Annotated in this window: 18 protein-coding genes; 11 read left to right on the top strand and 7 right to left on the bottom strand. The window is 55.2% G+C overall.

Features of this window, described 5'->3' with window-relative positions:
* Nucleotides 1-385 precede the first annotated feature (385 nt).
* Nucleotides 386-2,779: a penicillin acylase family protein gene (locus ET33_RS20425; RefSeq protein WP_051775463.1), complete on the bottom strand. Its 2,394-nt coding sequence runs from the start codon at nt 2,777-2,779 to the stop codon at nt 386-388.
* Nucleotides 2,780-2,986: 207 nt separating this feature from the next.
* Here ET33_RS20425 and ET33_RS20420 point away from each other — a divergent pair, with 207 nt between their 5' ends.
* The 5 genes from ET33_RS20420 (at nt 2,987) to ET33_RS20400 (ending at nt 8,341) form a co-directional block, all read left to right on the top strand.
* Nucleotides 2,987-4,582 (top strand): spore germination protein, encoded by a 1,596-nt coding sequence (locus ET33_RS20420; protein WP_235206769.1) that lies wholly within the window; start codon nt 2,987-2,989, stop codon nt 4,580-4,582.
* A gap of 49 nt (nt 4,583-4,631) precedes the next feature.
* On the top strand, nt 4,632-5,858 hold the full coding sequence (locus ET33_RS20415; protein WP_036685926.1) for a Ger(x)C family spore germination protein: 1,227 nt from the start codon (nt 4,632-4,634) through the stop codon (nt 5,856-5,858).
* Between the two features lie 7 nt (nt 5,859-5,865).
* Entirely contained in the window at nt 5,866-6,114 is a 249-nt protein-coding gene (locus tag ET33_RS20410; protein WP_036685923.1) for a hypothetical protein, read from the top strand.
* Nucleotides 6,115-6,130: 16 nt separating this feature from the next.
* Entirely contained in the window at nt 6,131-7,225 is a 1,095-nt protein-coding gene (locus ET33_RS20405; RefSeq protein ID WP_036685919.1) for a GerAB/ArcD/ProY family transporter, read from the top strand.
* A 174-nt stretch (nt 7,226-7,399) separates the two neighbouring features.
* Complete coding sequence (locus ET33_RS20400) at nt 7,400-8,341, top strand: aldo/keto reductase family protein (protein WP_036685917.1); 942 nt, start codon at nt 7,400-7,402, stop codon at nt 8,339-8,341.
* Nucleotides 8,342-8,453: 112 nt separating this feature from the next.
* Here the strand turns inward: ET33_RS20400 and ET33_RS20395 are convergent, their stop codons facing one another.
* The gene (locus ET33_RS20395; RefSeq protein ID WP_036685914.1) at nt 8,454-8,945 is read right to left on the bottom strand and encodes a DinB family protein; all 492 of its coding nucleotides are present in this window, start codon (nt 8,943-8,945) and stop codon (nt 8,454-8,456) included.
* 156 nt (nt 8,946-9,101) lie between these two features.
* On the opposite strand from ET33_RS20395, the gene ET33_RS20390 reads away from it, so the two are divergent.
* Entirely contained in the window at nt 9,102-9,647 is a 546-nt protein-coding gene (locus tag ET33_RS20390) for a CGNR zinc finger domain-containing protein (protein WP_036685912.1), read from the top strand.
* Nucleotides 9,648-9,725: 78 nt separating this feature from the next.
* On the opposite strand, the gene ET33_RS20385 is transcribed toward ET33_RS20390, so the two are convergent.
* Nucleotides 9,726-11,201: an amidase family protein gene (locus ET33_RS20385; protein ID WP_036685910.1), complete on the bottom strand. Its 1,476-nt coding sequence runs from the start codon at nt 11,199-11,201 to the stop codon at nt 9,726-9,728.
* Nucleotides 11,202-11,394: 193 nt separating this feature from the next.
* On the bottom strand, nt 11,395-12,075 hold the full coding sequence (locus ET33_RS20380; RefSeq protein WP_036685908.1) for an SOS response-associated peptidase: 681 nt from the start codon (nt 12,073-12,075) through the stop codon (nt 11,395-11,397).
* 176 nt (nt 12,076-12,251) lie between these two features.
* On the opposite strand from ET33_RS20380, the gene ET33_RS20375 reads away from it, so the two are divergent.
* Nucleotides 12,252-13,124: an aldose epimerase family protein gene (locus ET33_RS20375; protein WP_036685904.1), complete on the top strand. Its 873-nt coding sequence runs from the start codon at nt 12,252-12,254 to the stop codon at nt 13,122-13,124.
* A 294-nt stretch (nt 13,125-13,418) separates the two neighbouring features.
* Here ET33_RS20375 and ET33_RS20370 read toward each other — a convergent pair whose 3' ends face one another.
* The 3 genes from ET33_RS20370 to ET33_RS20355 form a co-directional block, all read right to left on the bottom strand.
* Nucleotides 13,419-14,063, bottom strand: coding sequence for an NUDIX hydrolase (locus ET33_RS20370; protein WP_036685901.1), 645 nt, complete (start codon nt 14,061-14,063; stop codon nt 13,419-13,421).
* Between the two features lie 61 nt (nt 14,064-14,124).
* On the bottom strand, nt 14,125-15,057 hold the full coding sequence (locus ET33_RS20365; RefSeq protein ID WP_036685898.1) for a D-2-hydroxyacid dehydrogenase: 933 nt from the start codon (nt 15,055-15,057) through the stop codon (nt 14,125-14,127).
* Nucleotides 15,058-15,400: 343 nt separating this feature from the next.
* A complete protein-coding gene (locus ET33_RS20355) occupies nt 15,401-16,507 on the bottom strand; it encodes a DUF4097 family beta strand repeat-containing protein (RefSeq protein WP_036685893.1) in 1,107 nt (368 codons plus the stop codon).
* A 363-nt stretch (nt 16,508-16,870) separates the two neighbouring features.
* Between ET33_RS20355 and ET33_RS20350 the strand changes: the two genes are divergently transcribed.
* The 4 genes from ET33_RS20350 to ET33_RS20335 all read left to right on the top strand — a co-directional run bounded on the left by ET33_RS20350 (nt 16,871) and on the right by ET33_RS20335 (nt 18,513).
* On the top strand, nt 16,871-17,131 hold the full coding sequence (locus tag ET33_RS20350; RefSeq protein ID WP_036685890.1) for a DUF2533 family protein: 261 nt from the start codon (nt 16,871-16,873) through the stop codon (nt 17,129-17,131).
* A gap of 162 nt (nt 17,132-17,293) precedes the next feature.
* On the top strand, nt 17,294-17,671 hold the full coding sequence (locus ET33_RS20345; protein WP_036685887.1) for a hypothetical protein: 378 nt from the start codon (nt 17,294-17,296) through the stop codon (nt 17,669-17,671).
* A gap of 34 nt (nt 17,672-17,705) precedes the next feature.
* On the top strand, nt 17,706-18,131 hold the full coding sequence (locus tag ET33_RS20340; protein WP_036685884.1) for an SRPBCC family protein: 426 nt from the start codon (nt 17,706-17,708) through the stop codon (nt 18,129-18,131).
* A 1-nt stretch (nt 18,132) separates the two neighbouring features.
* Nucleotides 18,133-18,513, top strand: coding sequence for an ArsR/SmtB family transcription factor (locus tag ET33_RS20335; protein ID WP_036685881.1), 381 nt, complete (start codon nt 18,133-18,135; stop codon nt 18,511-18,513).
* Nucleotides 18,514-18,641 lie beyond the last annotated feature (128 nt).

The raw sequence follows: 18,641 nt of genomic DNA, 5'->3' as shown, positions 1-18,641 counted from the left end.
TACCAGTTCAAGATTTACTAGATTTATCCATTAAAAAAATAAAAAAACATTACAAGGATAGCCTTCTTCCCGCTTTAAGTTCTGGAGATCCAAGAAACTGGACACTACTTAAAATTTTATCATTAATACCATATAATAATTTAATGATTATATTTTAGTATATTAGTCTTTATATGTAAATTTTCTCATTCGCTAACCAACATTCCTAGGCCCTGATCAGCCCTCTCGCAACAGCGCGAAGCGACACCTGAGAAATGCGGCGCCTGCCGATATTCGTTCCGTCCGGACACGAGTCGATCATCCGCATTGCCTTTTCTTTTGTCAAAAGAAAAAGCATCCCCAACTGCGATCGCGGTTAGAAATGCTCCTCAACTTGCCCCCTCCCCTAGTGCGGACGGAGGGCAAGCGTCGCTTTCGTATGGGCCGCAACATCCGCCTCATCGAAATACATCGTTTTGTAGCGCCCTGTGAGCCACATCGAGGTTTGATCCGAATAATGCGCGCTCCCGAGCTGACCGGAGGCCCCCATGATCATGATCTCCTCCGATGCTTTCAAGCTGGAGAGGTCGGCCGTAAAGCGCCACGGTGCCCCGACAACGACCTTGTAGGGCCAATGCTTTCGCGAATAAGAGGCGGCGCCAACGGTAACGCTGCTTCCGCCGTACGGGTACGGACCGTCGTTAAACATCAGATTAAGCGGTTTTATAGCGCCGAGCGGATGCTCCAACGTCAGCTTATGAATCGCCCCCCACAACCATTTCTCCTGTCTGTCGCCAAGCTCCTGCTCCAAGAGGCGCAGGGCCTCCCCGAAGCCTTCGAGGAGCGCTTGCTCAACCGTGCTCCCGGTGCCTTCCAGCCATTTCTTGTTTTTGCCTGCGAATAGTTCGTTTACCGCGTTCACGGTCAATCCGGTTCTCTGGAAATCCGCATAGAGCGCCGATCCAAGCTGCGGCTCGAACAGCTTCTGCATCGTCTTATCCAGCGTAATGTGGAATATGGACGGACCGACCTGATCGGGGGCGTCGAACGGATCCCGCATCCATTCCTCCAGCGTGCGCAGCGCCTGCTGCTGGGATGAATTCCAGGAGCCGCGTTTCAAAATGGGCAGCCAAATATCCCGATACTGGGCCGCCTGCAGGTTTTTCCAGTCCCCTTGCATGCGCTGCATGTCTTGAAGCGTCAACCGCGCTTTCTCCTGCAGCATCTCCTTAATCCGGTCGGCGCGGTACGATTCGGCCCAGTTGTAGGTGATAAAGTACGGATACTTGTCATCGACCACACGGTTGTTGGCGGTAGCGATGTAGCCTTCCGGAGGATTCCAGGCGTGCGGCAGCTCCTCCCATGGAATGTACGATTTCCATTCGTACTCGTCGGTCCAGCCGGGCACCGGCTGCATGCCGTTCCCCTTGCCGCGGATCGGAATTCGTCCGTTCGCCCGCCAGCCAATGTTCCCTTGATCGTCCGCATAGACGATGTTCTGGGCGGGCGCGGCAAATAGACGCATCGCTTTTTCAAAATCATCGCGGTTTTTGGCTTTGTTCATCATGAGCCAAGCGGTAATCTCGTTGGCTGGTCCGGTGTCGTAGGCGGTCCATTTGAGGGCAAGAGACTGTTCGGACTTTGCCGACAAACCGATTTCCTTAACGATGTCCGTAATAATGGGGCCGTGCCGGGTAATCACCGTCTCGCCTCGAACGGGCTCGGGCCTTCCCTTGACGCGAAACGTTTCCTCAATTACCATGGCATCTTCGTAACGGCCCGCATATTCGAATTGATGCGGATTATTGGGGTTCGGCTTCTCGATGTACAGGTCCTGCACGTCAGGGTTTAAATTGGTAAAGCCCCAGGCGACATGCTCGTTATGTCCTGCTACGACACCGGGCAGCCCCGGGAAAATCACGCCGGTTACACTATACTGCTCGGAGACGGTCAATTGATTTTGATAAAAAATCGAAGGCGCGCCCAGTTGCAGATGCATATCGTTTGCGAGCAGCGGCTTGCCGGTTACGCTCTTGCTTCCGGCGACGACCCAATTGTTGCTGCCGAGCCCTTCGCCGGGAATGCCGTACATGCGCGATGCGTGCAGCAGGTTCGTAAGCTTCCGCGCGTCCCCGTCCTTCAGAGAAACGGCTCCCTCTTCCACCAGCTTGATCCCTGGGAAGAGCGATTGCGTTTTGTCGATACCGAGCTTCTTCAAGGACGAACTCACGAACAGCTCGGTGATGGCATTATCGCCCAGGTACCATGCCATATACTTGCCGATAGCGATCGAATCGCTGATCTGCCATGGTTCAAAAGCGGCGCCGGTCAACGTATACTCGATCGGAAGCGGACCCGTTTCGCGAAACGCGTTGACGCCGTCTGCATAGGCTTGCAGCGCTTCCTTGGTCCGTTCGTCCAGCTTCGGAAGCAGTTCGTCTGCCATTCGTCTGAACCCGATCGTACGGTTAAACCGATCCTGCGGCAGCAAGGCTTCGCCGAACACTTCGGCCAGCGTTCCTCTGACGGAACGACGCGACAGCTCCATCTGCCAGAGGCGGTCCTGAGCATGGACATACCCTTGCGCAAACATTAAATCGCGCTCGTTCGAAGCGTAAATGTGCGGAATCCCATAATCGTCCCTTACGACGGACACCGACTTGGCTACGCCCGTGCTCAGCTCGCCGTCAGTCTTCGCGAGAGCATGGCGGACAAACCAATAGCCGCCTCCGCTTGCGACGACCCCTAACGCCAGAACACCGGATAAAGAGAACAGAAGTATTTTTTTGGCCTTGGACAAATGAACCTCCCCCTTTAATGATGAATGATCAGTCCTCCAACAAGGCTGTTACATTTCTATATATTCCCATATGAAATTTAATTTTCCTGTTCTTTTCATTTTTTTTGTTTTTGTCTTTCCCTCGTCTAACGAAAGCAGAACATACATACTTTGCCAATCCTCCGTTCATACTAATTTTCAAACGTTGGAAAAAAGAAGGCGATTGCGGTGCTGCTCCTGACTTTTTTATCGTTGCTTCGCAAGTCCAAGCGGCCGAAGTCCGAGCCGGCTCCGGCTCCTGCCCCGTCCCCGCCGTCACAGCCAAGCGGCCGGCTGTCTTCCCGTCTGGAAGACAATCTGGATGTGCTGCGCCGGGTGTTCGGCAACAGCTCGGATGTCATTTTTCGCGAATTCACGCTGGGAGCCTCGGGCGAGACGAAAGCGGCCGTCGCTTATACCGAATGTATTGCTAACAGCGAAATCGTGCAGCGGCTGCTCGAAAACCTGATGATCCAAGCCCGGGAAGTCGGGATGTCGGATGCCGCGGCCTCGCAGCCGTCGGGGATGGAGCGGCTGCTTCAGTTCACCGTCACCGTCGCATCCGCGAGAATCGAGACCGAGCTGGCGGCCTTGACCGGGAATATGCTGTCCGGGCATACGATCGTGCTTCTGGACGGAGAGGCTAGCGCCCTTACGGTCGATACGAGAGAGACGGAAGGCCGGACGGTAAGCGAATCGAACGTGCAGACGGTCGTCCGTGGTCCGCGGGACAGTTTTACCGAGTTAATCCGGATGAACACGACGCTGGTTCGCAGACGGATCAAGGACACGAGGCTTCGGGTGGAGAACGTGCAGCTCGGCTGCGTGACCAGAACCGATGTCGCGTTGATGTACATTGACGGCATTGTGAATGAGAGTGTCGTCGAGGAAGTGCGCCGGCGGCTAAAGCGGATCGAAATCGACGGTATTCTGGAAAGCGGGAACATCGAAGAATTTATTCAGGACGAGACGTTTACACCCTTTCCGACGATGTACAATACGGAGCGTCCCGATGTCGTCGCGGCGGGGCTGCTGGAAGGGCGCGTCGCCATACTGGTGGACGGAACCCCTGTAGCGCTTCTCGTCCCGGTCGTGTTCACGCAATTTTTCCAATCGGCCGAAGATTACTATAACCGGTCGGATTTCGGATTCCTGCGCATGCTGCGGTTCGCCTCGTTGCTGATTTCCACGTTCAGTCCGGCGCTCTATATTGCGATCACAACATACCATCAAGAGATGCTGCCTACCGTCCTTCTCGTAAGCTTGGCCGCCCAGCGGGAAGGCGTGCCGTTTCCGGCTTTTGTGGAAGCCTTCTTAATGGAGGCGACCTTCGAGATATTGCGGGAAGCCGGGGTTCGGATGCCTCGGGCCGTCGGCTCGGCTATCTCCATTGTCGGCGCGCTCGTCTTGGGACAAGCCGCCGTCGAAGCTGGGTTCGTATCGGCCGCAATGGTCATTGTCGTTTCGATTACGGCGATTACCAGCTTTATCTTCCCTTCTTTTTCCATCTCGATTCCGGTGCGGATTCTGCGCTTTCTGATGATGGCGGGAGCTTCCGTATTTGGCCTGTACGGCATTTTCGTATTGATGGTACTGATCGCGCTGCATATGTGCAGCCTGCGCTCCTTCGGCGCACCCTACATGTCGCCCATAGCGCCTTACAGCCAGAAGGAGCAGCAAGATACATTCTTTCGCTTCCCGCTATGGATGCAGCGGTCGCGTCCCCGTTTTCTTCGGCCCTCCGACAAGATCCGGGGACGGAAATCGGACACTTCTCCGAAGTAAGCGCACAGCGGGAGCCAATCGTGAAGGAACCGGATTCGAGGGAAGGCTTATGTCAAAAACACGAATACCGCTCATGCTGCTTCTGGTCCTCTGCGCCAGCTTGATGACGGGCTGTTGGAACCGGCGGGAACTGAACGAGCTCGCCATCGCCGTTGCGATCGGAATCGACAAGGCCGGCAATCAGCATCAAGTGACGGTCCAAGTCGTCAATCCAAGCGAGATCAGCAAAAAAACGAGCGGCGTCCCCTACGCTCCGGTTACGATTTATAAAATGCGGGGCGATACGATTGCGGAATGCATCCGCAAGCTGACGGTGGAATCGCCGCGGCTCATGTACTTGTCGCATGTGCGCCTGCTCGTCTTGAGCGAGGAGGTCGCCCGGGAAGGTATCCGCCATACGCTTGACTACTTCTCGCGAGACCGGGAATTCCGGCCGGACTTTTACGTCGCCGTCTCGAGGCATGCGACAGCCGAAACCGTCCTCAGTCTCTTCACCCAGTTGGAGAAAATTCCGGCCAATCAGCTGTACGATTCCTTGAAGAACTCGGAGAAATATTGGGCTCCGACGATCGGCATCCATCTGGACGAATTAATCGACGATCTGATCAAAGAAGGCGTCAATCCCGTGCTGACCGGCATCTCGGTCAAAGGCGATCAGGCCAAAGGGAAATCCAAGGAAAACGTAGGCAATATCGCAATGCCGACGCATCTCCAATTCACCTCCATCGGCGTCTTTAACAAGGACCGGTTAATCGGCTGGATGAACGAAACGGACAGCAAAGGCTACAACTACATTAAGGGCAATGTGAAAGGAACGGTCGGCAGCCTGCTTTTGAACGAGAATAAGAAGGAAAGGGTAAGCAACGAGCTGATCAAGAGCAGCACGAAGACGACCGGCACCCTTGTAGGCGGCCGCCCGCATATTACGGTGGTCATTAAGGGAGAAGGCAATATCGCGGAAGTGGAAACTTCCAAGGTCGATTTGTCTCGGGCGAAGCCTGTCCTTGAGCTGGAGCATGCGATGAACCGGAGAATCGAGGAGTTGGCGCTGCACTGCATCAAGAAAGCGCAGCAGCAGTTCAAAACCGACATTTTCGGTTTCGGAGAAGTGATGCGACGTTCAGAGCCCGCTTTTTGGCAAAAGGAAAAAGCCCGGTGGTCCGAATATTTCCAAAAGCTGACCGTCGATGTCAAATCCGATATCAAACTGCGCCGGAGCGGCCGGGTGGGGAATTCGTTCATTCGCGAGATGGAAAAACCGGCGCCAAAGGAATGAGCCTTGCATGTGGAAAGTAGCGGGGGTGCTTGTCGCCTCCTTCCTGCTTTGTCTGTCGGATACCGTTCGGCTATGGAGACAAAAGCTGTTCAAAGAGCTTACCGTCTTCCTCGTCCTGGCCGGCGTGGCCTCCGCCCTCTGTATCGCCACGGTGCTGGATATCGAGCTGTCTAGCCCGTTAGAGGCGCTCCGATTCGTATACGAACCCGTTGACAAATGGATCGTGAAGCTGCTGAAAAGTTTCTCATCATCCTAGAAAGGCGGTCGGTTCCATGCCGGGAAATCCGGTTATCAGCCTCCGGCAATTCGTCATTTTGGTGACGCTGTTCTCCCTTGGGAGCGCCATCTTATACGTTCCCGGCGTTCTTAGTATCCATGCCAAGCAAGACGCATGGATTGCCGCTCTGATCGGCTGGGCGCTCGGGATCGGCATCGTGTGGATTTACGTGGCGCTGGCGAACCGCTACCCTCACCTGTCGCTGGTACAGTGCAGCGAGCATGTGCTGGGACCTTGGCTCGGCAAGGCCGCCGGGCTGCTCTATTTGTTTTTCCCGTTCGTGCTGGCTGCAATCGTCATGCGGGATATCGGGGATTTTGTGACGATCGAGATGCTGAAGTTCACACCGATCGAAATCATCGAGCTTTCCTTCACGTTCATCTTGATCGTCGGCGGCTACTACGGCTTGGAAACGATCTCAAGGATCGGGGAACTGATGTTCCCGATGATCATTTTTTTGTTTCTGTTTCTGGTCGTGTTCGTGAGCCCGCAGCTCAAAATCGACCACGCCAAGCCTGTACTTGAGCACGGCATCACTCCCATTCTCTTGAGCGTGAAGACGTACATCGGTTTTCCGTTCATGGAATTGTCCATTTTCCTTATGATTCTGCCTTACGTCAAGCGCACGTCGGGAGCCAAGGTCGCACAAGCCTTTATCGCGGGCACGGGAATCTGCGGCTTGATGCTCTTCGTCATTACGGCGGCGAGCATTCTGGTTCTGGGCCCTAGTCTGACCGCACGGGAGACGTATCCGAGCTATTTGCTGGCCAAAAAAATTAACGTCGGCGATTTTCTTCAGCGCATTGAGGCGTTTATGGCGGGAATCTGGTTTTTCAGCATTTACATGAAGCTTGTGCTGTGCCTGCTTGCGATTGCGCTCGGCATCGCCCAACTGTGCCGGCTGAAGGACTACAGGCCGCTGCTCCTGCCGCTCGGGGTCATCATCTTCGTGTATTCGCTGGCCATTTCGCCGAACATGGCTTATATGGTCGAGCTGACCGGAAAGCTGTGGACGGCCTTCGCTCTGACCTTCTCGCTGCTTATCCCGCTCGTGCTGTTGATCGTCGGCTCCTTCCGTTCCCGGAATTAACTTCCTTGCGAGACACGCCGTCCGCCGGTATTTCTTTCGTCCCGAAACCCTTATCCCGCGCCATGACTTACGTCCAAGTAACTAAGGCAATAACTTTTCAGTACTTATCAAACCGGACGGGTTATCGGTATAATAGCAATGTTTTTACTTTTCGATTCGGGAGGCGGAGCTTCGATGAAGTACCGAAAATTGGGCAGGACCGGTCTGAAGGTCAGCGAAATCAGTCTCGGTAGTTGGATGACGTACGGCGGTTATGTGGAGAACGACAAAGCCGTCCGTTCGATCGAACAAGCCTACGATCTAGGCGTCAATTTTTTCGATACGGCTAACGTATACGAACGCGGCGAAGCGGAGAAAGTCGTCGGCGAGGTGTTGAAAGCTTATCCCCGCGAATCTTATGTGCTGGCGACCAAAGTATTCTGGCCCATGGGCGAAGGCCCGAACGACCGCGGCCTGTCGCGCAAGCACGTCATCGAGCAGTGTCATGCCAGCCTGAAGCGGCTTCAAGCGGATTATTTGGACGTGTATTATTGCCACCGGTTTGATCCGGAAACGCCGCTGGAAGAGACGCTGCGTGCACTCGACGATCTGGTCACGCAGGGCAAAGTGCTTTATATCGGCGTCAGCGAGTGGACAGCCGCCCAGATGATCGAGGCCCACGCGATTGCAGACAAATATTTGCTGGACCGCATCGTCGTCAACCAGCCGGTATATAACTTGTTCAACCGGTATATTGAAAAAGAAGTCATCCCGACCGGCATCGCCAAAGGCATCGGCCAAGTCGTCTTCTCCCCGTTGGCGCAAGGACTGTTGACCGGGAAATACCGCCGCGGACAAGCCCTGCCGCAGGAGAGCCGCGCCGTCAGCAAAGGCTGGGACGAGAAGCAATTGTCCGAAAGCCGCTTGGCCAAAGTCGAGCAGCTTGAAGCGGTTGCGGAAGAGCTCGGCATCAAAGTATCGCAGCTCGCGCTGGCTTGGATTTTACGCCAGGACAACGTGGCTAGCGCACTCGTCGGCGCCAGCCGTCCGGAGCAGGTCGTGGAGAACTGCGCCGCTTCCGACATCGTACTGTCGCACGACGTGCTCGATCGAATCGAAGCCATTATGCAAGAATAGACGAGCGAGCACGTGCGGCACAACGCAAAGACCCGAGACCTTTCTCACGACGGGAAAGGCTCGGGTCTTTTTGCTGTGATGCGTAGGTGATTGAGATGCGTAAGTTTCTTCGCTAGTCGAAAAAGCGCCGCGCAGGCCATGAGCCCTGCAGCTTGCGGATTTGCACAATTTGACCAATATGATACGCGTCGTGTACGACCAGGCTCGTAACGGAAAGCGTTATCGTGTTTCTCGGGAGCTGCCGTTCCAAGTCGTCTTCGCTTAACTCCGCAAGCGCAGTTCGAACGGCCTTATGTACATGTTCCAAACGTGCGGCCTCTTCTTCCCAGGTCGCTTCCCTTTCCCCGTACGCGGCAAACGTATCGTCGTTCGTCAACCCGTCGGGATAATGCGGATCTTCGCCCGACAGCCATTTGAGCAGACGCTCCTTATAGAACGTCAAATGCCGGACGTTTTCGCGGATCGTATTGGCGGCGGCTCCCTCCGGCCGCCAGTCGGCTTCGGCCTCCGTTAGACCCTCCAGCGCCTCGCGCAGCGGCGGAAACCAATCTTCCTTATCATAACAAATATCCCATTCGTGCAGGAGCAGCTCCTTCTTGTTCATTCCGTCTTCTCCTCCCGTTTCGCCATATTTGTAACCATCTATTTTTATATTAATGGTTACACCCATAATATACCACAGGCAAAGCTGATTGTATAGAAGCTGGCGCAAGCCAATATTTCCATGCTACAATAAGGGACAAAAAAAGCTGGGATCGCAATGATATGGGATGATTTTCTCAACAGCATGTGGCGGGATTGGCGCGGCAGCGGCAGAAGCGAGGATCGGCTGGAGAGCCCCGAATGGGTCAGGCAATGGCTCTCCGAGCACCGGCTTACCGCTCCTCACCTGCCTTCGCCTCAAGAGATGGATGAATTGAAAAGGCTGCGGGACCTACTGCTTCGCATCGTTCAAGCCTTCGCCGCAGGCTCTCAACCCGATCCGGATGATCTCGGGGAATTAAACCGGGTCATGGCCGACGGGCCGGTCGTTCGTCAGCTCGTCTGGACAGACGAGCGATATCAGCTGGACTACGTGCCGACTTTGCTCGGCTGGACGCAGATTGGAGCCGCAATCGCCGCTTCGTTCGCACAGACTTTGGCCGACAAAGATCCTGCCCGGATGCGTATTTGCAGCAACCCTGATTGCTTGTGGGTTTATTACGACGACACCCGCAACCGGTCCAAGCGGTACTGCGATGACAAATTATGCGGCAATCTCATGAAGGTGCGCCGTTTTCGCGCACGCAAAAAAGCCGGGGATTAAACGTCCGTTAAGGACGCTTAATTCCCGGCTCCTCTTTACCTCTTTCCAATCCGTACTCGTCGTATAGCGCTTATCGTCTTACCTCGTCCACGTCGGCTTTCGCCGCTGCGGTCCGAGCTGCTCGAACGCATAGGCAAGCCGGATCAGCACGGGCTCGCTGTACGCCTGCCCCGTAAACGTGACCGCAAGCGGCCGGCCGTCTGCGGTATAGCCGCCGGGAACGGCAATCGAGGGATAGCCTGCCGCGGCGGCAATCCCGGCCCCGGACGTTCCCGGGAACAGCAGCGCATCCAACCGGTGTTTGGCCATCGCTGCATCGATGCCTTCGGCCCGGGACAGCCGCAGATCTTTCAGTCTGTCCTCTACATATTCCGCCTCGGTGAGCGTTCCCGACGTCTCTTCGGCGCGCATCAGTGTCACTTGGCCGTATTTTAGCGTCCGCTCAAAATACTTCGCATTAAAGGCGATGACCTCGCGCAGCGAATGAACCGGCAGATGCGGCGCAAGCTTGCTTAAGTAGGCGTTCACATCCGCTTTGAATTCATAGCGGAACACGCTGGAGTGGAATGAAGCAAACTCCTGCGCCGAAGGAATATCCGCCGGATCGACCACGTCCGCTCCGGCAAGCCGCAGAGCGGCGACGTGAGCGTCGAACGCCCGGCGCTCCTCCTCGCCCAGCTTGTCATGGTAGACTGCCCGCGGAATGCCGATCCGTGCTCCTTGCAAACCGTCCTTGTCCAGAAACTGCCGGTAATCGGCGGGCACCCGGCCCAGCGACGCGCCCGTGATCGAATCGGCGGAGTCCGTCCCGGCTATTGCCCCGAGAAGCAGCGCTGCATCGGCCACCGTTCGGGCGAGCGGTCCCGCCGTATCTTGACTGTGGGCCAGCGGAATGATTCCGCTGCGGCTGATTAGCCCAACCGTCGGCTTGATGCCGACGACCGAGCTGCTCGCCGCCGGGCTCAGAATCGAGCCGGACGTCTCCGTCCCTACGGCCAGCGCACACAGGTTCGCAGCCACAGCCACGCCGGACCCGGTGCTCGAACCGCCAGCCGCAAGCTTGGAACCGTACGCGTTCAGCACTTGGCCGCCGCGAGAGCTGTAGCCTCCCGGCATCCCTTGCGTCATGAAGTTCGCCCATTCCGTCATATTGGCTTTTCCCAGAATGACGGCGCCTGCCGCACGCAGCCGTTTGACCAAGTAAGCATCGCTTGCCGCATAATGTCCCTCCAGCGCAAGGGAGCCAGCGCTTGTGTGCATTTTATCGGCCGTATCGATATTGTCCTTCAACAGCACCGGAATACCGTGCAAGGGCCCTCTTGGACCTTGTAACCGCCGCTCGACATCCAGCGCTTCGGCGATCGCAAGCGCATCCGGATTAAGCTCCAGCACTGCATTCAGCGCCGGTCCCTGCTTGTCGTATGCCGCAATCCGCGCCATATACGCCTGGACCAGCTCCGCGGCGGTTCGCTCCCCGGATTCTATCGCCTGCTGCAAATTGTCGACCGTCGCTTCCTCGACCCATTCCTCGACAGGATAAACGTGCTTCGCCATCGCCCACACTCCCTCTTCAGCTTGTTTTGGTAAAGGTATTCCTTTCCAAGTTCGAGAGATCCGTGCCGAATTCCTTTTTTAGCTTGTTTTTCCATCCTTCGACCAACGTCAAGAAGCCTTACTCCATCAAGGAATAAGGCTTCACGTTTTGTGCAGGTCGACGCACCGTCACAGGCCGGACGCTTCCTCGGTCTTACCGTCTGAGAAGCGCATACCTGGTAGGCGCCGCTTCTTCGACGCATTCCTCCGACTCGATAAGAGGGTCCGCTACGCGCTGGGAGACTGGGTACGCATGCATGCGCTCGGGCGCGTAAGGCCGGAGCAGCGATTGCAGCCTGTCCGGTTCACCGTTCATGGTCGGATCGAGCCACATCTCGACGTCCCGTTCGTCCAAAATGACCGGCATCCGCTCATTGTAATCGAACACCAATCGGTTCGACCTCGTCGTCATGACCGTGCAGGTGCGGGTTTCCCCGCCCCGCGAATCTTTCCACACTTCATACAGCCCGGCCATGGCGAAGACGCCCCGGTCCTTCATGACGATGCGAATCGGTCGTCTTGTTTTGCCCTCCGTTTTCCAGACGTAAAAGCCGTTGCTTGGGATGATGCAGCGCTGTTTGCCGAACAGCTTGCGATACGCCGGTTTTTCATGTACCGCTGCGCTGTCGGCATTCACGGCATCCTTCCCCCAGAACGGAACGAGCCCCCATCGGTGCTCCTCCAGCATCCGGCTTTCCGCACCCCGGATGATTACGGCCACCTGCTGTGTCGGGGCGATGTTATATCGCGGCTTGTAAGCGTAAGTCACTTGACCGATCCGATAACGCTCCGACAGCTCCGGCAGCTCAGCCGTCAACGAAAAACGTTCGCACATGAAGAACACCTCTTGTTTTTTTAATTCCAGTATCTTCATGTACAGAAATATTATGCATGCCGGGAATGGCGGCTTGCCGGTTATTTCGGATTTTCGTCATGGGCGCAAAGCGTCCTCGTAGAACAAACGCAGATCGTTATGGTAAAATATAGGGGAGACGAGAAAGGAGACGGACCATGAAACCATACGAAATCCGGACCTACCAAGATTCCTACGAGATTTACGAGTTGATCGAGCACAGTACTCGTTCGTGGTTCAAAATCGCCCCGGCGCGCGGCGGAATCGTCATCAGCTTCGGCGCAAACGGTCAGGAGCTGCTTTATTTGGACAAAGCGACGTTCGACGATCCGAACGCCAATATCCGCGGCGGCATTCCGGTGCTGTTCCCGATTTCCGGGCAGCTCGCGGAAGGCGCCTACGAATGGAACGGACAGCGCTATAGCATGAAAAATCACGGCGTCGCCCGCGTACGCCCTTGGCGTGTCGAATCGACGGATACCCGTGACGGCGCCGCCATTACGTTAACGCTCGCCAGTGACGCAGAAACGCGGGAATCGTACCCGTTCGACTTCGAGCTTAGCTTTACCTACCGGTTGAAGGACGGTCAATTGACCATCGAGCAGGAATACCGGAACGGCTCGGCGGAGCCGATGCCGATGTACCCGGGATTCCACCCGTATTTCGTCGCCGACCGCAAAGCGCTCGCGTACGAAACCGACGCGACGAAATACTTCGACTACAACGACGGCTCGGAAAAAAGCTATGACGGCCGGGTCATCGATCTCGATAAGCTGCCGGAATCGGTCGTTTTCCTGAACACGCAGCGGCGGGACATTACCTTCAGCCCGGCGGAGCGTTTGGTCGTGCGGATGACGTACGGCGAGTCGTTCAAATATGTCGTGCTGTGGTCCGTAAGCGGCAAAAGCTTCGTCTGCGTCGAGCCGTGGATGGCCAAAACCGACGAGCTGAACCGGAAGCAAGAGCTGGTGGAAGTACCGGCGGGCGGCGTACATCGTACGTTCTTGACCATCAGCCGTGTGTCCGTCTAAATGTTAAAAAAGCGGGTATCCCCATCCATCCGACCTTTCTTAAGGAATGTCGATGATGACGGAGCACCCGCTTGTTTATTTGAAATTTTTTATATGAATGACAAGTATCCCATTATATAGGATAAACCCGACATTGTCGTTGTCGAAAAAGTCTGAAAAATCGAATAACGAATCGAGTTGTGCGCTTGCCCGGGAAATACGCCGTTCATTTCCCGGCTCTGCTTCATTCCCAATTTTTTATATTGCCTCGTCTCTCCACTCTCGGCAAACCCGGATGCGGCTTAGCGCTCTACATCAAAGCGCGGATTTTCCGATCCGGTCTATCGCCTTCAGCACCAGCTCGTAATAAGCCCCCGGATGCGGAACGAAATCCGCAGGTCCAACCGTCCGCTCGACCGGCACCGGTATGCCGTTCTCATCCGATGCAATGCCGGCGATCCGGATCGGCTCCGATAATGTTCCTTGAGCCAGCTTCCGTACTTGCTCAAGCGGAACCCGGTATAAGCCCGTGACCTCCTCCGGTTGTAAACGGTATTGGGTCAGCGGCTGCTGGTTCACATGAAGAAACACATGGCAGAACTCGCGGTCGTTGCATGCTTCGGAGATGACGTCCTCCTCGGCAAACAGTCCGCAGGGAACCAGAGCTTCGAACGGAACGCTTAGTCCAAGCTCCTCTTCCAGCTCCCGGACACCGTCTTCGACTACTTCGCCTGCCAGCAGATGACCGGCGCAGGACGTATCGAGCAATGACGGAAACGTATCTTTTCCCGGATGCCGTTCTTGAAACAGCAGCACCGCCTCCCCATCCGTCGGCTCCGCAATCCAGCAATGAAACGTTTGATGCCACAGGCCCCGGGCATGAACCTCGGAGCGGGAAGCCTGTCCCACCGGATTCATTCGTTCGTCAAAAATGTCAAAGATTTCTTCGCTTGGTGCCATGACGATTGTTCCTCCTCAGCTAGCTAAAACTCGTTGCATGGTTATGCAGCCCGGCAACCGTTTAATACCCGCGTACCAGGTCCACCCGATTCGCAAGCTCCTGTTCCCCTGCCTCCAGCTTGCGCAGCGTGTCCAAGAAACCGCTCAACGCCTCTTCCACGGAAGTGACGGCGGCTACGTGAGGCGTTACCCGGACATCCTTGCGCTTCCATAACGGGGACGCATCGGGGAGCGGCTCCTCCTCGAACACGTCGAGCACCGCAAGACGAAGGTGGCCCTGATCAAGCGCCTCCAGCAGCGCAGCATAATCGACCGACGGGCCGCGGCCGACGTTAATAAAGCCGGCACCGTTCATCCGCGCAAAAAGCGCAGGCCCGAACAGCTTATCCGTTTGCGCGGTCAGCGGCAAAGTGTTGATTACCCAGTCGGCCGTGGAAACGGCTTCCCCGATATACTTCATCGGATAAACATGATCCATATGCGGCTTCCTTTCCCCGCGCATGGAAACGCCCGACACTTCAACCCCCAGCGCCTGCAGCATCCGGGCAAGCTCTTGCCCGACGGAGCCGGTACCCATCACCGTCACCCTGCTTCCGGACAGCGGCAGCGGCGGGATCGGGTTCCAGCTTCTGTCCGACCGGCTGCGCGCGAACGCTTCGTGATGCTGGAGATCGGCGAGCATATGACTGAGGCAATATTCGCCGATTTTCTGCCCGAACGAACCGGTCGTACGAGTGAGCAGCACGTCCGGCTTCCATGGCTTGCGGTACACGAAGGCATCGACGCCTGCTCCGAGCGCATGCACCCAACGGACCGACTCCAGATGAAACGCCGGAACCGGCTTGAAGCCGACAAACGCATCGGCCCATGCCATATCGGCTTCGCTCACCTCGGATTCGGCGAGAAACCGGACTTGCTTACCCGTGACCCCCGGCCATGCGGCTTCAAGCTCCCGGTACATCCGGCCCGTAATGATAATGTTATCGATCTGCATACAATCGTCACTCCGTCCGTTCTTTTTTGCAAATAACGTATCTATCATAACCGCTCGGCGAAAGTGCTGCAAACTGCTGGGCGTAGGTCCGCCTTTTTGCCTTAATCCATATTCTTGCCGCCACAGCTCCCCTCCCGCCTTAACCGCGGATAAGATAGCGAAAGTTTTCGACGGATGCTTCCTTGTCCCCGGGCGACCGGTTCAAATGGTAAAAGCTGAAAGCGAATTTAAACGAATAGCCGATTTGGCCTGCCGAACCGCACACCCGTTCCCCTTGAGGATTGCCAGAGTCCGCAAATGCTTCTTGATCATCGCTTCGCACTGATCGGTCAGGTTAGTTGTTTCACTTACCCACTCCTCCACCCTGTCCGGTACTTTGCGCTTCGTTTATCGCAATGTTCCCGTTCGCCGCATGCAAGCGGATGAGATGGGCACCGGTGCCGACCGTACCTGTCGCGGCATTAGCGGTTACATTCATAGGCAGCCCGGCGGTTACCCGGCCTTGGGGGCTGGAGCCGTCGATGCGGAAGTCGCCCTGCGCAGGAACCTCGACGGTGATGTCGCCCTGCTTCGAATCCACATTCCAATCTCCCCCAACCGTCGAGCCGCTTATCGTAACAGGACCATTGGAGGCCGCGACTTTGACTTTGCCGTTTACTTCGGACAGCCGGATCGAACCGCCCGATCCATGCATCTCGGTATCGCCTTGAATATGGTCCGCTTGGACTTGGGCGTCCGTCGTACGAAGCAATACGTTTGCGTCGATATCCGAAACCGTCGCTTTTCCGTTCGAAGTTTCAACCATCAGTTGATTGCGGATAGGCAGTCTCGTAGCTTCCACATCCCCGCTTTTTAATTTGAGCCGCATATCCAGCTTGCGCTGTTCGGGGACGGTAACCAACAGGCGAATGAGCGGCTTGCTCTTGTTGCTTAACCCGGATAAACCTCCTCTTGCGGTGAGCGTTATCGTTCCGTCTTTCTCTTTGGAGGTGATTTTGAAGTCATGCGATGCCTTTGGCGTTTCGGCCCATAAAGAAGCATCGATTTGAATTTTGTCCACAGGTCCGGGCTTGACGACCACACTGCCCGCAGGGTTATCGATGACGAGGCTGTCCGTTTGTTCGCTCAACGCCACGGTGCTGATGCCGCCCGCAACTCTGTAGCCCGCTGCAGAAGAGGATACGGAAGGAGAGGCCGATGTAAATAAGCTTAGCCCCCATAAGATTAAGACCGTGAGCAGCATGCTCCCGAAATCCAGATTCGGCCTCTCTTGCTTCTCGCGCCGGAGGAAATTAAACGCTAACAGCTCCACTCCAAATGCCACCAGCACTACAGGCCACCAGCCAATCGCCAAATGCAAATACTCGGTCTCCATCGTCTGGTCCAGCAGAATTAACGCTCCTATTAGGAGTAAAACCAACGCTGACGTATAACGCCCTACTTTTTTCATGAACAGCCCCCTTCTTTCCTTATCCTCATATTTCCTACGTTCCCCATCCTATCCAATACTTCTTAGAAGAAAGTAAGAAGAAGTCTTAAATTATTCTGAAGAATGCACTAAATGCCGCTCCTCCTTTTTACATAATTAACATGATTAATTAATTATTAAATTAATGTAGTTAATCTTTTTATTTAATATCATTAAGTAATTGAACATACTACCGACTCTTGCAGCGTATTATGGCTTTGAAGCCTGCTACCGGATTCGCGGAAATACGCTGTTCGTTTGATTTTGCGGCATTGTCACGCCAAGCCCCTTATAGTATCATAAATTTTATCGAATTCCGGTCTGCTAAAGGAGCTGCTAATCTTTATGAATGTCCATGAAGCCATCACGAACCATACCCGTAAACAAAACGCGCACTTGGAACGTTTTCTTGAACTGGAAAACGAACGGGAGGCTGCGATTGAACAAGCGATCGCCTTATGCATCGCCGGCGAACCGTTCAGCGTCGATGCCATTAACGCGGCGACGGACCGCATCAACCGGCACGCCCAGAACGGCATTTCCCCGACCCGGGTCCATGTCACCCCGGACATGGTGCGCGAAGCCGCCCGTAAAAAGATGAAATAACATCCACAAATCGCCTGCAAAGCCCGGATACTTTCGATGAGTCGATAGGTATTCGGGCTTTTTGTGACCAGTTTTTTCCGCACCTTGACACGAAACCTTTTGGTTTCATATAATACGAATGATCGCTTCAAGGACATGCTATACAAGGAAAGGGATGAGCTCGTGGAGGCGTTGTTGAAAAAACTGCGGTACAAAGAAGGAGCGGCTTTAGTCTTAAATGCTCCCGAAGGGTATCGGCTCGGCATCGAAAGCGAGACAGAGCCGGACAAGACCTATGATTTTATTCAACTGTTCGTTCATAATGCGCAAGAAACGGACAACTGGGTACCGAAAGTCATCCCGCTCTTGAACGAAGATGCCGTATTCTGGATCACTTACCCGAAGCAAAGCTCAAAAGTGAAAACGGATATTAACCGCGACAGCTTGGCCGCGATGGTACAGGCAAAAACAGCCTACCGCCCGGTCAGCAACGTAGCCGTCGACGACAAATGGTCCGCCTTGCGTTTTCGCCACCAGGATAAAGTAAAGTCCTCGAAGTAACCTATACCCAATCACATCGGAGGAATGAAATCATATGGAAAACAATACGCAAAATACGCTGCCGGAAATTCGCAGAACCGCCCTGCTCAAAGCACCTATTCAAAAAGTATGGGATGCCGTTGCCACCTCGGATGGCATTGCCGCGTGGTTTATGCCCAACGATTTTCAGCCTATTCTCGGTTATGAATTCCAATTGAACGCCGGCCCGTTCGGCATGTCCCCCTGCAAAGTAACGGAGCTTGATCCTCCGAACCGCCTTTCGTTCCGTTGGGGCAAAGATTGGACAATCGTGTTCGAGCTGACGGAGAAGGACGGCCAGACGGAATTTACGCTCATTCACTCGGGCTGGGACGCCGACAAGGTTACCGAATTCGGGCAGCCGCATCAAGCCGTTCGCGACACAATGGACAAAGGCTGGGTCGGCATAGTACAGAAGCTCGTTACCTTCGTCGAGGGCTAATATGGCCGCCCCTTCACGCAAGACTGACGTCTTTCAAGCGATTGCCGATCCGACGCGCCGCCAGTTGTTAAGTATGCTGGGCGAGCGGGAAATGCCCGTTACCGTAATCAGCGGCCATTTTCCGATGAGCCGGACGGCGGTTTCCAAGCATCTGCGCATTTTGGCCGATGCCGGACTGGTTAAAGAACGAAAAATCGGCCGCGAAACGCGGTACCGGCTGGAGCCCGAGCCGCTGCTCGAATTGAAGCGGTGGCTGGCCTACTACGAGAGATACTGGGACAACAAGCTGCTGGCTCTCCAGCGCTTTGTCGAAGGCGACGAAACGGACGGCACGATAGCCCTCGTTGCTCCGGAAGAAGACGGTACACGCACGGCAGAATAAGGTTTCACGAGAAAGAGAGGCGCTTCCGCAGCCTCTCTCTTTCTTTTGCGCCATGCCGCCACCTTCCATTCCCCCTCCTATTGTCCCGAGTACGACACAAATCCCGGAAAGTTTGGATTTACCGAAAA

Origin of the sequence: Paenibacillus tyrphae, from assembly GCF_000722545.1 — a bacterium.
Taxonomy (GTDB): domain Bacteria; phylum Bacillota; class Bacilli; order Paenibacillales; family NBRC-103111; genus Paenibacillus_G; species Paenibacillus_G tyrfis.
The sequence above is the reverse complement of the archived record's forward strand: the minus strand, read 5'-3'. Positions and strand labels throughout refer to the sequence as shown.

Bases quoted from the DNA above. Each gene is read 5' to 3' on its own strand.
- ET33_RS20415 (WP_036685926.1), top strand. From the start codon at position 4,632: ATGTCAAAAACACGAATACCGCTCATGCTGCTTCTGGTCCTCTGCGCC.
- ET33_RS20410 (WP_036685923.1), top strand. From the start codon at position 5,866: ATGTGGAAAGTAGCGGGGGTGCTTGTCGCCTCCTTCCTGCTTTGTCTG.
- ET33_RS20405 (WP_036685919.1), top strand. From the start codon at position 6,131: ATGCCGGGAAATCCGGTTATCAGCCTCCGGCAATTCGTCATTTTGGTG.
- ET33_RS20400 (WP_036685917.1), top strand. From the start codon at position 7,400: ATGAAGTACCGAAAATTGGGCAGGACCGGTCTGAAGGTCAGCGAAATC.
- ET33_RS20395 (WP_036685914.1), bottom strand. From the start codon at position 8,945: ATGAACAAGAAGGAGCTGCTCCTGCACGAATGGGATATTTGTTATGAT.
- ET33_RS20390 (WP_036685912.1), top strand. From the start codon at position 9,102: ATGATATGGGATGATTTTCTCAACAGCATGTGGCGGGATTGGCGCGGC.
- ET33_RS20385 (WP_036685910.1), bottom strand. From the start codon at position 11,201: ATGGCGAAGCACGTTTATCCTGTCGAGGAATGGGTCGAGGAAGCGACG.
- ET33_RS20380 (WP_036685908.1), bottom strand. From the start codon at position 12,075: ATGTGCGAACGTTTTTCGTTGACGGCTGAGCTGCCGGAGCTGTCGGAG.
- ET33_RS20375 (WP_036685904.1), top strand. From the start codon at position 12,252: ATGAAACCATACGAAATCCGGACCTACCAAGATTCCTACGAGATTTAC.
- ET33_RS20370 (WP_036685901.1), bottom strand. From the start codon at position 14,063: ATGGCACCAAGCGAAGAAATCTTTGACATTTTTGACGAACGAATGAAT.
- ET33_RS20365 (WP_036685898.1), bottom strand. From the start codon at position 15,057: ATGCAGATCGATAACATTATCATTACGGGCCGGATGTACCGGGAGCTT.
- ET33_RS20355 (WP_036685893.1), bottom strand. From the start codon at position 16,507: ATGAAAAAAGTAGGGCGTTATACGTCAGCGTTGGTTTTACTCCTAATA.
- ET33_RS20350 (WP_036685890.1), top strand. From the start codon at position 16,871: ATGAATGTCCATGAAGCCATCACGAACCATACCCGTAAACAAAACGCG.
- ET33_RS20340 (WP_036685884.1), top strand. From the start codon at position 17,706: ATGGAAAACAATACGCAAAATACGCTGCCGGAAATTCGCAGAACCGCC.
- ET33_RS20335 (WP_036685881.1), top strand. From the start codon at position 18,133: ATGGCCGCCCCTTCACGCAAGACTGACGTCTTTCAAGCGATTGCCGAT.